The organism is Marinobacter sp. V032, from assembly GCF_052645435.1.
Genome location: NZ_JBQXYE010000001.1, coordinates 433,224 through 445,462 on the forward strand (window position 1 = coordinate 433,224; position 12,239 = coordinate 445,462).

The window sequence follows — 12,239 nt, forward strand, 5'->3', positions numbered from 1 at the left end:
ACGGTTAGTCCTCTGTCGGTGTTTCGGGTGAGGCACGGTGATCGGTAATGGCCTGCCTCATCTGCGTTTTAAGGTTATCGAACAACTCGGGAACCCGGTTCGTCTCGGCACGTTTGAGTACCGCTTCAAGTTCCGCGGCCAATGCCGTCATCTGCGGATAGCCCATAGCGCCGGCGGTGCCCTTTATCTGATGTGCGTGACTCTGCAAGGCTTGCCAGTCGCCGGCTGTATTGGCCTGATCCATACTCTCAATACGTGCCGGCAAGCCATCCAGAAATTGATTCACCAGCGCCTGAAGGCCTTCCTGCTCGGCTCTGGCGGCGCCATTGTTGTGTCGGGACTCCAGATAGCGGATAAGCAACGCCGCCAGATGTCCCTGATCGATCGGCTTGTTCAGGACATCATCACAACCGGCATCGACCAGTTCATCGATTTCCCTCTGATTGCCGGCGGTAAAGGCAATCACCGGTCGTCGGAAGCCCGTTTTACGAAGCATTGCAGTGGCTTCAGGGCCGTCCATTTCCGGCATATGCCGGTCCATCAGCACCAGATGCACCGTCTTCGCCATTGCCAGCTGCACCGCTTCGCGACCGTTGGAGGCGGCCAGTACTTCAAGGCCATACCGCTTCAACAAATGCTCAACCAGCTGGCGATTATCCAGGTTGTCTTCCGCCACCAGGACGGTCCCTTCGAACTGACGTTCCTCAATTTCGCCGGGGCCATTCTCGATTGTCAGGAACTGGGCCAGGGTTTCATAGAATCGCTGTTTGTCGATCGGTTTGGCCAGATGACCGGTACACCCGGCCCGTCGATAATCCTCGATATCTTCCGCCATGACATTAGCAGTGAGGGCCACAATCGGTGTATTGATGCCGGCTTCCCTGATGGCAGCGGTCGCATCCCGACCATTCATGACGGGCATCTGGATGTCCATCAGGATCAGATCAAATGCGTCATGAGTGGCCGCCTCAAGTGCTTCAGCACCGTTCTTGACGAACACGATGGCGGCGCCGGTGCGCATGACCATCAGGTTTACCAACTTGCGATTCACGTCATTATCTTCAGCGCACAGAATACGCCCGCTCAACCGTGGAGCGGCCACCATGGGCAACAACCGACGGCGCTCTGTCAGCTCCGATGCATCCCGCAACAGGTGGACCCCCTCCAGAGAGCCGATGGCAATGGTGACTTCAAACTCGCTGCCTTCACCATACACACTGCTGACTTCAATGGTGCCGCCCAGCATTTCTGATAGCCGGCGGGAGATGCTCAGCCCCAGACCAGTACCACCGTACTGGCGCGCTATGGCCGGGCTACCTTGAGCAAATGGATCAAACAGGCGATTGATCTGCTCGGGTTTCATTCCAATACCGCTGTCTACCACACGGGCGATCAGCATCTCCGTCTCCCGCTGACAACGCACGGAGATCGAAATTGTTCCGCTCTCAGTAAATTTGAGCGCATTACCACAGAGATTGATCAGGATCTGGCGCAAACGGGTAGGGTCTGTCTGGATGGTTTCAGGCAGCGGAAATTCACACACAATACTGAAATTGACGCCTTTTTCCCTTGCCCGCGGCTCGAAGAAGGCCCGGACTTCGTCCAGCAGCTCAGGCAGGTTAACGGTCAGGATCTCAACATTCAGTTTGTTGGCGTCAATCTTGGAGTGGTCGAGGATATCGTTCACCAGGTCAAGCAGATGGCGACCACTGCGCACAACGACCTCAGCGCTGCTACGCTTTTCTGCGCTGCCCAGATCCGGATCCAGCAGGGTCTCGCCATAGCCGATGATCGCCGCCAGCGGGGTCCTGATTTCATGGCTCATATTGGCCAGAAACTGACTCTTGGCTTCTGCAGAGTTACGCGCAAGCTCTTTCTCCATTCGCTCGTTTTCGCGCTCTCTTTCGATCTGCTCCCGTTGCTTGCGTTCGGTGATATCGATGCAAGTGCCTTCAAGATGCTCCGGATCACCGTCGGCGTTGTAAACGGTATTCAGCGACACATTCAACCAGCGTTCATCGCCCTGCAGCGTAAAGCAGCGGGACTCCACGCCTTTAACGGTGCCTTCTGATTCCAGCTGCAGCAAAACACGGCGCCGCAATGACTCTTCTGCGAAGCAGGTCGACAGGACATCGTTTACCTGGCGTACCATATCGTCAGGATTCGAGTAGCCCAGCAGTTCCGCCATTGCCGGATTAACCGCCATAAAACGCCGCTTCAGCGACATCTGGAAAATGCCCTCAACCGCGTTATTGAACAGCGATTGATAACGGCTGAGATTGGACAGCGCACGCCGGCTCCAGCCCAACGCATCGGCCTGAATCAGTTTGATACGGTCGGCCAGGGCGAACGAGAACAGAATGATCTGCGCCGTCAGGCCGATCTGCGGCGCGTGCGAGGTCATGCTGTTCAACGGCAGATAGCCCATAACAGTGAACGCATAGGCGCCGACGCCGGCGAGAGTGCAGGTCCAGGCCATGAAGTAACTGCGGGCTGCGGGGTTGAAATGACGCCAGGACCAGTAACTGACAAGAATCATCATCAGCGCCAGTGTGATAGACCCCAGCACCGTCCACTCCATCGAGATGTGATAGGGCATGAACAGACTCATCACAAACGTGAGCACCACGGCGTAAAGTGCCACTTTCATGATGTTGTCGAGATCCGGCGAACGCTCCCTCAACTCAAGCAGGCCACGGGCCATCTGGATACCAAAGAACCAGGCCAGCAGGATGTGATATTGCAGATACTGCTTGTCGAGGAACCAGGGCCGCTCATCGAACAATTGCAGACCGTGCACCTGTTCCGTGGCAATAAACAGGGTGGCGAACACCAGATACAACACATAGTAAATATTGCTTCGCTCCCTTACGGTCACGGCAACAAACAGGTTGTACGCCAGCATGGCGAGAATACTGCCCAGAAAAATACCCTGCAGGGTTTCATCAACCGCGACCTTCTCGACATAGGCATCAGCCGACCAGAGCGTCAGCGGCAGGCGAAAGGTATTGGTGGTCTTGACCCGGAGATAAATACGCACCGCTTCGTCGGGATTCAGCTTCAGCTTGAACACCGGATTGGGCACCATCAGCTCCCGATCCTCCCAGCTGCGGGTGTAACCCAACTCCCGCTGATCAGACAGAATGCCGTCACGGTAGACATAGAGTGAGGCGTGATCCACCAGCGGCAGATTCAGTTCCAGCACGCGCTCGGCAGGCTCGAGCCCCGTATAGGCCAGATCGAAACGGGTCCAGTAGGCAGATTCGGTATAGCCAAAGTTGAGAACGCCGCCATCGTGTTTCTGAAACACCAGCCCCATGCTCTGATCACGGATATCCGACAGGGCCAGCTCCCCGGTCTTGTCTTCGATGTACCAGAGGCAATAAGCGAGATCGATGCGTTCATCGGCGGTCGCCACCTTGATCGGCGCATCGTGACAACCCTTGGTTGCCGCCAATGCAGAGGAACCGCCCGCCAGCAACATGATCAGGCTGAGGAGTGCGCAAAGGGCAGCGATCGGACGGAGTGCCCGCTGTAATACCGGTCGCAATTCCAGGAACCGCAAAATGTGATCTCCGCGCGGGAAGGTGCAGGATTAATTCGATAAGGTGCCGACTGGCTGGGCTTTTCTATTTATTAGACGTTCGCGCCCATTGCCCGATACTTTAGCCTGTTATCGAGGATTTCGCACCCTCTGCATGCGGCTTCACCGCTTTCCAAGGATACCTGACATGCCGACTCTGAAAACCTGCCTTATCCTCAGCACCCTGGGCATTGCACTGACTGGCTGTGGCGGAGGCGACAGTGATTTTGCCAGTGGTGGTGGCAAGGGCGGCAGCTGCAGCAATGCCTTTAACCCTGCTTCAAACGTGATTATATCGCTCAGTTCGTTCGAACTCAGCGACCCGGCCGACCTTGAGCACACGCTGTTCCGCGATTTTATCCGGGGTATCCAGCCGGCTGTCAGCGATCCCACCAGCACAGCGGTGGTCGATTCAGTCATGATCGAGACAGCCCGCTTTAACGGCGGTGAAAACACTGACTCCAATCAAAACAATTTCACCAGCGTCCGCAATCCCGCCGACCTGATAAATAATCAGATCGGTACCAACGAAATCGATAATTTCAATCAGGGGCGCCGCTACATCAGCGATTGCATCGATGCGAGCACAGCAGCCGAATACAGCAACTCGGCTAACGGCGTCGGCATCCGTTTTGATGAAGCGCCCGCCGGCACACCGGTCGACCGTTACAACTACGCATTGCTGCGATGGGTCTATGCGCCTCAGGGCTCAAATAAAATCCAGAAAGTGGTGCAATATGTCGGCACCGCGGACGACTTTCTCGATGGCATCATCCTGGCCGAACAGTACGACCCGACCAATTTCTCCAGCGTCGGCTTCAACACGCCTGATCGCGCTTCCGTCTCATTCACAGGCGGCAACGACACAGAGCGGTTGGGGTTTGATCAGGATCTGATCAGCGATAAACAGGATTCCTGGACGCGGAGCAGCGATACGCCGTTCACATTCGCGGGCGCATCAGTGGATTGTGCAAGAGTCGTGGTGGATTACCCTATGGCAACCGCGACTGTGTATACCTCAGTCGGGGTTGACCAAAAGGCGAAAGGCTATTGCGGCACCAAAACAGCGTCGGACAACACCTATAGCACCGCACCGGTTGCATCGCGACAGTAAACGCGACGTGCCGAAACAGGGATCAGTTAGGGGACTTTTATCAGGGAACTACTGCGATGGGTTTGCTGAATACCTGTCGCGCATACCCCAGGTGCTCATAAAGCCTTTCTTGCGATCAATCATGCGCTCATAAGTGGCGATGATAATGGCCGTATGGGGGGCACTGCTGCGACGCAGACTTTCAATCCGCTCTTCCAGATCAGCCACTTCGCGATTGAGGCGCAGTTGGAGATGTTCCCGCACGCTATCGTGCTGGTTCAGGTTGGGCTGAAGGGGAGGTGAAGGCATATGCCTGTCGGCGAGGCCATTTTCCACATCGTTGTGGGGGATCAGTCTGTCCATGAATCCGTCTCTCATCCTTGAGTTGGGGGTTATTACCGTATCCTCGGTATCACGCCTGCTGCACTGCAGTATAGACATACAATGTCATGAATAGTGCACAAAGCATACAAATGATTGTGCATGACTGTCGGACAAACTGCAACAAACAATGAACGAAGATTCATTTACCGGTAAAGTATTTTGAACAATCGCTCAGTAACCAACGATTTTTCAGCCCCTTGCAGCGATCCCAGGCGGTTTCACTCTGCAACAGGGCTGCTATTCTTGAAGCACTCTTTTCCATAAGCCGGAGCCGATGATGATCGCCCCTTCTGTCGCTGATACCTTGCGGGAATACCTGTCACTACTGGAGTTGCTGGACGATGCCTACTGGGAAGCCAGCACCCTTCAGCACAAGGACATGCTGTACGACATTATCAGCATCTTTCATCAGGAGGTGGCGGAGCTGAACAAGCTCAGCGTGATGGATCACCACTACCCCTACGAGGTGATCACGGAAGGCATACGGCGGGTTATTCCGAAACTGTTGCGACTGGAGGAACAACAGGAGGATGTTATCCAGCGCACCCAGACCGTGACTGATTTCAAGGAAATCCAGTCATCGGTCCTGGCCATTCTGGAGTCACAGCTGGACGACGTCTGACACCTATCAGGCAGCGACGAGCGGCCATTCGGTCCGGGGCAGTTTCGGGCAGTGGCGACAAATCGTCCAGACGAACTTCCCCAGTGCCGGCAGATGATGCCCTACAATCGGCAGCCCGGTATTGAGCAGGCTGACCGATATATCACGTGAGGCATCTGCCCAGCAGAATTTGTTGATCAGGCCCACGTGCCCAAAGGCTTCACGGCTGTGCGGCCCCCAGATACCCACAGGATCGCCGCCCAGCATCAGGCCGGCACTGAAGCGCATCGGAATCATCATCGTGCGATCGATCTGCAGCGAACCGAACTGCTGAATCGCCCGACGCACCGTTTCGGTCGTGCAGATGCGCTGACCATTCCAGACGCCACCATTCAGCATCATCTGAAAAAACCGTCCCATCTCATCAGCGGTACCACAGAGGTTACCCGCAGGAATGACCGCCTCCTGAAAACGGGGATCATTGACCACCGTTTCGATGGTCTCAATGTCACCCCCCAGCGCCCGGCGCAGGATCCAGGACACCGGGAACACCGGCGCCGGGCCGGTCGCGTAGTTGCATGCCAGCGCGTCGAGTTTGTCTCGCTGGATGCCGTAGGTGAACCAACGCATCCCCATGGGTTGGCGAATATGGCGATCAAGAAAATTCTCGATCGAGTCGCCGGTAACCCGCTCCAGCACCTGTTGCAGCACATAACCGCCGGTAATGGCGTGGTAGGCCACCTTGGCACCGTCGACCTCGACCGGCCGGGCATCACACAGAATGCGCCAGATCGCATCGGTATCCCAAAGCACGTCCAGTGGTGTGTTTTTCGGTATCGCCGGTATGCCCCCTCGATGGGACAGAATCTGGTGAATGGTAATCGTGCGTTTGCCATTACGGGCAAATTCAGGGCAATAGTGACTGACCGGATCAAGCAGGTTGATACGCCCCTGCTCTGCCAGAATATGGATCAGCAACGCCGTTACCGCCTTGGATGCCGAGAAATAGCAGATCGGGGTGTCGTTGGTCATCACCGTTTTGGGTGTTTGCCGGCTGTCCCGGGGACCGTTACCCGCGGCGTGTCCCAGTGAGCGCTGCAGGATAATCTCGCCCTTGTGACGAACCGACAGCTGCATCCCCGGATGGGTGCCGGTGCGGTAGAGCCGCTCGGCGCTGCGCCAGATGTCATCCACGGCATCCGGTGACAATCCGACAGTTTGAGGGCGCACTTCGCTGGCATTATCTATAGAAGTCACCGGCGCCAGATCACGCGGTATAGCGGCGGAGTTCAGGGCACGGCGGGTAATACGATTCATGGGCAGACATCCTTCAGACTGCGTTGGTGTTTGCCACCTGGGAGATGGATTCCCTAGTTTAGATCAGCCTGAGGGCTGAGACAGTGACGCAATCGAATGATACATTGCGGTGATAGCCAACTTCGACGGCCTGACATACTCAATACGGGCCAATTCACTGATAACTCGGGACGGGATGCCAACGTGATTGCACTTTACCTGCTGGCCGCTATCGCGGTAATCGGCTTTGCTGCAGACCGGCTGTTTTTCTATCCCCGCCGGCGCCAGAGCGACATTATCTCGCAGGCTTTTCCTGACGAGTGGCGCAAGCAGCTTGAGCGAGACATGATGCACTACACCCGTTTACCACAAGATTTACGCAAGAAACTTGAGGATGGTGTTCTGCTTCTGCTCGACAGGGTCAGTTTTTATGGCTGCAACGACGTCGAGGTCACGGATGCCATGAAGCGACTCATTGCAGCTCACGGGGCACTGCTAACCTGCGGCATGAGGACCGGCTACGATTCGGGAATCCGCACCATACTGGTGTATCCCGACGGCTACCGGGCGCCATCCCACACGGCAGAAGGCATGGTGCACACCACGACATCGGATGCCCGGCTTGGCGAATCCTGGGGCGATGGCAGGGTTGTGCTGGCATGGTCCACGCTTAAACAGGAAGCCGCCGATCCGCAGGCTACCAGCAACCTGGCAATCCATGAGTTTGCCCATCAACTCGATACACTGGATGGTCAGGCCGATGGTGCGCCACCCCTGTCCTCAGGGGAGCAGGCCCGCAATTGGGAGGCCGTGTTCTCAGAATCCTGGGAGCGCCTCAAGGCGGCACCCACCAACCCCCACAATGTGCTCGACCCTTACGGCGCAACGAATCCGGCGGAATTTTTTGCGGTAGCAACTGAAGCCTTCTTCCAGTCACCGCAGGCTCTGCAGACCCACGAGCCGCATCTTTATGACTGCCTGAAAGGGTTTTACCAGCTGTCGCCTGCCGACTGGGGCAAACAGACCTGATTACGGCCGGCACTTTTGGCGGCATACATGGCTTTATCCGCAACACTGCAGAGTGTTTGCCAGTTGTCACCATGCAGAGGATAAACCGCCACACCTATACTCACCGACAGGTTGATGCTTTCACCTTCGGCCACCTCAATGTCCTGTTCGGCCACCAGACTGCGCAGGCGCTCCGCCGTCTCGCTGGCTTCCTCCAGATCACGTTCCGGCAGTACCACCACAAATTCTTCACCACCGTAGCGGGCGGCAATGTCCACCGCACGTACAGAGGACTGCAGCAAATCACTTATCCGGCGTAAAACGTCATCACCTTTGGCATGACCAAAGCGGTCATTCACCGACTTGAAGTGGTCCACATCAATCCACAGCAGAGCCACCGGCCGCCGATAACGCCGCGCCCTGCGGACTTCGCTTTCCAGGCGGGCTTCCAGCTCACGCCGGTTCAGGAGGCCGGTGAGGGCATCATGGGTGGCCATGCGGGACAGTTCCTGCTCCAGCGCCTTGCGTTCGGTGATATCGAAAATGATTCCTTCGAGCATCAGCTCGCCGTCCACATCGACCCCGCGCCCTTTCTCCCAAACCCAGATTCTCTTGCCGTCACGGCGGGTAATGGCGTACTCGATGGCAAACGGCTCCGCCTCCGCAATAGCGTTCTCAACGGTACGGGTGTTCTTGTCATTGTCGTCCGGCTCAATCAGATCAAGAAACGAGACCACATTGTTTTCGATCAGCTCGTCTGGCTCGTAGCCGGTAATCTCGCGACAGCCTTCCGAGACGAACTTCATGGTCCAGCTTTCGTCAAACAGGCAACGATAGGCCATACCCGGGATATTGCCCATCAAGGTCTTCAGCTGGCGTTCGCGGCCACGGGCATCCGCCTCGGCGTTACGCCGATCCGTCACATCGAGCGCAATTACGATAATCCCGGCGACCTTTCCATGCGCGTCATACAACCGGCGACCACTCCAGGACATGAGGCGTTTTTCCCCATTGCGGGTGACAATGGGTGCTTCAACCTCCGATACCTGCTCCCCCATATTCAGGGTATCCGCAGCCTTCTTGATAAGCTGGTCATGAAACGTCCGATCGGGAAATAACTGACGCCAGATCCGGCTGTGGCCAATCACATCCTGTCGTGCGTAACCACTGATGTGCTCCGCAGCCTTGTTCCAGATCAACGCCTTTCCGTCTGCCGCAAACACATTGATCCAGACCGTGGCATTGTCGATCACGCTCTCCTGGAACTGACCCAGCTCACGAATCGCATTCGCTTGCTCTTCGTTGAGAGACTCGCTTTCACGTTGCTCGAGCAGGAGCTGATAGACCACATAGAACAGCAACAAACTGCTGACCAGCACAAAGCCCCAGCCCATGTAGGTCTGCACCGGTGAATAGAGTTCAGGATTCTTGAAAAGCGCAGCGGCAAGCTGATCACTGCCGATAACCCACAGGCATCCGATTGCACCGTAGAGCACACCCACCAGCAAAGCCCTGCGGAACGGGGAGGAGGACTCCCTGGACATTTTCATCTACGGTTAAATCCTTCTTGGAAGGCGCATCACCTGCAAGTGACGCGAAAATCACGCTCTCCAGCGAAATCGTTGCAATGCTGACTCAAACAATAGCGGTTGGGCCGGTCAACGTCGAGCGCATTGCGCGCCCTGTCAGCCCCGTTTGACAGGATTTCACCCCGAACGTGCCGAACCTTGTCCCAATCGTCGTAAACGGCGGCTCCAGCGGGTCCGGGCATAGCGACGCATGTTGGCAACATTGTCCGTCTCATCCATGATTTCGAGCCCGAGAATCGTTTCGATGATGTCCTCCATCGTCACCAGGCCGGCCCAGACATTTTGCTCGTCGTAGACCACCGCCATATGCTGGCGCTGGCGCAGCATATCCGAGAACAGGCTTTCGATATCCGCTTTGATCCGTGTGGTCATCGCTTCCCGCGCTACCGTCATCACCAGCGCATCGCCTTCGGCCGTCAGCACATCGGATTTGTGAACATAACCCAGCGTCGCGTCTTCGTTGTCGACAATCGGGTATCGGGTGAATGGCAGCTTTTCGTAGTCTTCCCTGAACGCGGCAACCGTCAGGTCCGGCGCCACAAAACGGCAGACCGTGCGGGGCGTCATCACCGAGTCGACGGTAATTTCATGCAGCCGTAGAATATTCTGGATCACCCGGCGCTCATCCTCGTCCAGTGCCTGATGCTCACGGCCTATCTCGGTCAGCGCGCTGATTTCGGCGCGGATATCAATATCGGGTTCCTGGCCGCCAATACGTCGCGTGATGATATTGGAAAACCAGATAAACGGCTTGAGCGGCACCATAATGAACCGCAGCACGACTGGAAGGTAAGGCGCCAGCTCGCGCCAGAAGCGAGCACCGATCGTTTTCGGAATAATTTCAGAGAACACCAGAATGGCGAAGGTCATCACCCCTGACGCCACACCAATCCAGATTTCGCCGAACACGACGGCCACCTGTGCACCAACGCCAGTGGCACCAACCGTGTGGGCCACGGTATTGAGTGTCAGGATAGCCGCAAGCGGATCGTCAATATTGTCTTTGAGCTGTCGCAACTGTTCGAACAGGCGAGGGCGCTGCTCCCGCAGGGACGCAATATAGCTCGGGGTCACGGAAAGCAGGGTGGCTTCAAGCACCGAGCATAAAAACGAAAAGCCTATGGATATGGCCGCAAAGGCAATGAGCAGTAACATAATCAGAACCGCGAAAAAGCAGGCACTCCAGTCTACGCAAGTGAGCCCAGCCGGGTAAGGGGCAGAAGGTTGCGGCTTGGTCATCCAGCGCCGGGCATCTGAATAACGGGCGCCAACGTAGTCTGAACTGTAACCGCGGCGCGCCTGAGTTTCCGGCGCAACCGCCTGCCCTCTTGCTGACGTTTTGGAGTCCGAATGAAGCCTGTTGCCAGTTTGGTTGCCCTGTTATTGCTCGGCGGCTGTGCCAGCCACCTTAACCCTCCGGACCAGACCATTTATTTCGAGGAAACAGACTGGCATATGCAGCAACAGGTTCGATATTCACCTGAAGACTGGCCTCAGGCTTTGTTCGCAGACATTTATCTGCCCGACGATGTCCAATCCGCTCCGGCGGTGCTGCTGGTTCATGGTGGTGGTTGGGAGGGGCGCTCGCGGGGCGACATGGACAGCATTGCCGAAACCCTGGCTTCCAGAGGCTTTGCTGTCATGAACATTGATTACCGCTTTGCGCCTGCCTATCGCTTTCCCGCGCAACTGCACGATCTCCAACAGGCGATGCACTGGCTCCACCGGCAGAGCACGGAGCTGGACATTGATACCCGGCGCATTGGCGCCTTTGGCTATTCATCGGGAGCGCATCTGGTCAGCCTGTTGGCATTGGTCGCCAGTGAAGGCGGGCCTCTCGACAGCCCTTACGGCGGGCCGGAAACCCGTCCGGTCGCCGTCGTTGCGGGTGGCACACCCTCTGATTTACGCAAATTTGGTGATGGAAAACTGGTGGAGCAGTTTCTGGGCGGCACCATTGAAACTCACCCCGAAGCCTACACCGCAGCATCGCCCGTCACTCACATTACCGCGGATGCGCCCCCATTCTTCCTCTATCACGGCGCGTGGGACTCGCTGGTGCCAACGGATCATGCGACGGATTTCCAGGCTGCCCTGGCCGCCAAAGGCATACCAACGGAAATGGAGATCTTACGTTTACGAGGCCATATCACCACGTTTCTGTTCAGTGGCAGCGCGATTGACGATGGAATCCAGTTTCTGGGGCGGCAGATGGGTATGGGGGACTAAGTCTCTCACTCAGGCACGGGCCTGATGTTTTAATAGGCTACCAGCCGATAAAAGGCCCGATACTCAAAGCGAGAATAAATACGACAGCAACCAATACCGCGAGCACTGTCACCGGCCTGCGCCATAACCGCTGGCCGAAAGAGAGTACCGAGCCCTCCTGTTTCTGCTGCTCGTAAAGGGCCTTCTGAGTGGTAAAGCGCTGTTGCTGGTAGGCCTTCAACAACGCTTTGGCACGCTCCGCCTCATCCGCATCCCGCGCCCAGAACCCACCCATGCTGATCCCCCAGCGACTCGGCGGCGTCTCGTAATAGTCCACATTGTTGTCGTCGAGCAACGCGCGAACGTCATCAGCCTCGTCGTCAGGCACGTTGCGCAGATTCATCAGGAAATGGGGCATAAGTTACCTATCTATCGGATAAATCAAAAGATTTTAACTTTTTTCACAAAAATGGAGCA

General features: G+C 56.4%; 10 protein-coding genes. 4 read left to right on the forward strand and 6 right to left on the reverse strand.

Annotation, left to right across the window (positions count from 1 at the left end; genetic code table 11):
* Positions 1-4 precede the first annotated feature (4 nt).
* Positions 5-3,565: a response regulator gene (locus ACUN9X_RS01995; RefSeq protein WP_445472030.1), complete on the reverse strand. Its 3,561-nt coding sequence runs from the start codon at positions 3,563-3,565 to the stop codon at positions 5-7.
* A 166-nt stretch (positions 3,566-3,731) separates the two neighbouring features.
* Here ACUN9X_RS01995 and ACUN9X_RS02000 point away from each other — a divergent pair, with 166 nt between their 5' ends.
* On the forward strand, positions 3,732-4,697 hold the full coding sequence (locus ACUN9X_RS02000) for a hypothetical protein (protein ID WP_445472031.1): 966 nt from the start codon (positions 3,732-3,734) through the stop codon (positions 4,695-4,697).
* 48 nt (positions 4,698-4,745) lie between these two features.
* Here ACUN9X_RS02000 and ACUN9X_RS02005 read toward each other — a convergent pair whose 3' ends face one another.
* Positions 4,746-5,039 (reverse strand): hypothetical protein, encoded by a 294-nt coding sequence (locus tag ACUN9X_RS02005; RefSeq protein WP_260037195.1) that lies wholly within the window; start codon positions 5,037-5,039, stop codon positions 4,746-4,748.
* A gap of 298 nt (positions 5,040-5,337) precedes the next feature.
* Here ACUN9X_RS02005 and ACUN9X_RS02010 point away from each other — a divergent pair, with 298 nt between their 5' ends.
* Positions 5,338-5,682: a hypothetical protein gene (locus tag ACUN9X_RS02010; protein ID WP_347710200.1), complete on the forward strand. Its 345-nt coding sequence runs from the start codon at positions 5,338-5,340 to the stop codon at positions 5,680-5,682.
* 6 nt (positions 5,683-5,688) lie between these two features.
* Here ACUN9X_RS02010 and ACUN9X_RS02015 read toward each other — a convergent pair whose 3' ends face one another.
* Entirely contained in the window at positions 5,689-6,978 is a 1,290-nt protein-coding gene (locus ACUN9X_RS02015) for a serine hydrolase domain-containing protein (protein WP_445472032.1), read from the reverse strand.
* A 183-nt stretch (positions 6,979-7,161) separates the two neighbouring features.
* Between ACUN9X_RS02015 and ACUN9X_RS02020 the strand changes: the two genes are divergently transcribed.
* Positions 7,162-7,986 (forward strand): M90 family metallopeptidase, encoded by an 825-nt coding sequence (locus ACUN9X_RS02020; RefSeq protein ID WP_445472033.1) that lies wholly within the window; start codon positions 7,162-7,164, stop codon positions 7,984-7,986.
* Here the strand turns inward: ACUN9X_RS02020 and ACUN9X_RS02025 are convergent.
* Positions 7,947-9,515 (reverse strand): sensor domain-containing diguanylate cyclase, encoded by a 1,569-nt coding sequence (locus ACUN9X_RS02025; protein WP_445472034.1) that lies wholly within the window; start codon positions 9,513-9,515, stop codon positions 7,947-7,949. The two genes, ACUN9X_RS02020 and ACUN9X_RS02025, sit on opposite strands and share 40 nt — an antisense overlap.
* Before the next feature lie 156 nt (positions 9,516-9,671).
* Positions 9,672-10,709 (reverse strand): CNNM domain-containing protein, encoded by a 1,038-nt coding sequence (locus ACUN9X_RS02030; RefSeq protein ID WP_260037205.1) that lies wholly within the window; start codon positions 10,707-10,709, stop codon positions 9,672-9,674.
* A 195-nt stretch (positions 10,710-10,904) separates the two neighbouring features.
* Here ACUN9X_RS02030 and ACUN9X_RS02035 point away from each other — a divergent pair, with 195 nt between their 5' ends.
* Positions 10,905-11,783 (forward strand): alpha/beta hydrolase fold domain-containing protein, encoded by an 879-nt coding sequence (locus tag ACUN9X_RS02035; protein WP_445472035.1) that lies wholly within the window; start codon positions 10,905-10,907, stop codon positions 11,781-11,783.
* Between the two features lie 37 nt (positions 11,784-11,820).
* Here ACUN9X_RS02035 and ACUN9X_RS02040 read toward each other — a convergent pair whose 3' ends face one another.
* Entirely contained in the window at positions 11,821-12,180 is a 360-nt protein-coding gene (locus ACUN9X_RS02040; RefSeq protein ID WP_445472036.1) for a DUF6164 family protein, read from the reverse strand.
* Between the last annotated feature and the right edge of the window lie 59 nt (positions 12,181-12,239).

Excerpts from the sequence above, each read along its gene's own strand:
- ACUN9X_RS02030 (WP_260037205.1), bottom strand. The coding sequence starts at position 10,709 with ATGTTACTGCTCATTGCCTTTGCGGCCATATCCATAGGCTTTTCGTTT.
- ACUN9X_RS02015 (WP_445472032.1), bottom strand. The coding sequence starts at position 6,978 with ATGAATCGTATTACCCGCCGTGCCCTGAACTCCGCCGCTATACCGCGT.
- ACUN9X_RS02010 (WP_347710200.1), top strand. The coding sequence starts at position 5,338 with ATGATCGCCCCTTCTGTCGCTGATACCTTGCGGGAATACCTGTCACTA.
- ACUN9X_RS02035 (WP_445472035.1), top strand. The coding sequence starts at position 10,905 with ATGAAGCCTGTTGCCAGTTTGGTTGCCCTGTTATTGCTCGGCGGCTGT.
- ACUN9X_RS02005 (WP_260037195.1), bottom strand. The coding sequence starts at position 5,039 with ATGGACAGACTGATCCCCCACAACGATGTGGAAAATGGCCTCGCCGAC.
- ACUN9X_RS02000 (WP_445472031.1), top strand. The coding sequence starts at position 3,732 with ATGCCGACTCTGAAAACCTGCCTTATCCTCAGCACCCTGGGCATTGCA.
- ACUN9X_RS02040 (WP_445472036.1), bottom strand. The coding sequence starts at position 12,180 with ATGCCCCATTTCCTGATGAATCTGCGCAACGTGCCTGACGACGAGGCT.
- ACUN9X_RS02025 (WP_445472034.1), bottom strand. The coding sequence starts at position 9,515 with ATGAAAATGTCCAGGGAGTCCTCCTCCCCGTTCCGCAGGGCTTTGCTG.